The sequence below is a fragment of the Actinomadura sp. BRA 177 genome (assembly GCF_013372625.1).
In the GTDB taxonomy this organism is placed as follows: domain Bacteria; phylum Actinomycetota; class Actinomycetes; order Streptosporangiales; family Streptosporangiaceae; genus Spirillospora.
Genome location: NZ_JABXFD010000006.1, coordinates 1 through 433, shown reverse-complemented (window position 1 = coordinate 433; position 433 = coordinate 1). Strand labels below are relative to the sequence as shown.

The 433-nt window shown below is 79.4% G+C and carries 1 pseudogene; it reads right to left on the bottom strand.

Features of this window, described 5'->3' with window-relative positions:
* Positions 1-433: pseudogene (locus HUX53_RS00020) on the bottom strand (anthranilate phosphoribosyltransferase); the annotation flags it as partial.

Below are 433 nucleotides of genomic sequence, written 5' to 3'. Positions count from 1 at the left end.
CGCGCCCGAGTCGTCGGCCGGGGCCGTGCGGCCGAAGGCGTCGCCCAGTGCCTCGGTGGCCGTGCCGGCGGGGGGCGTCCCCTCGTAGGGGGTGAGGGTGGCGGGGCGGTTCGGCAGCACCATGTCGGGGACGGGCCCCTTCGCGCCCGCGAACGTCTCGCGCGCCACCCGGCCGTTGAACGCCGCGTCGGCGCCGCGCAGGTCCTCCGGCCGCGCGGGCGGGATGCCGAGGTCGGCCGGGTCGAACACCGTCTCCGCCGCCGTCCCGTCGCGGACCACCCACACCGTGGACGTGCCGGTGGTCGTCAGCTCGTCGAGCCCGTCGCCGCCGCGGCACCCCAGCCACGAGCAGCCGCGCGCGGCGAACACGCCCGCGATGACGCCCGCCATCCGCGGGTGGAACACGCCGACCGCCTGCCCCGCGGGCCCAGCC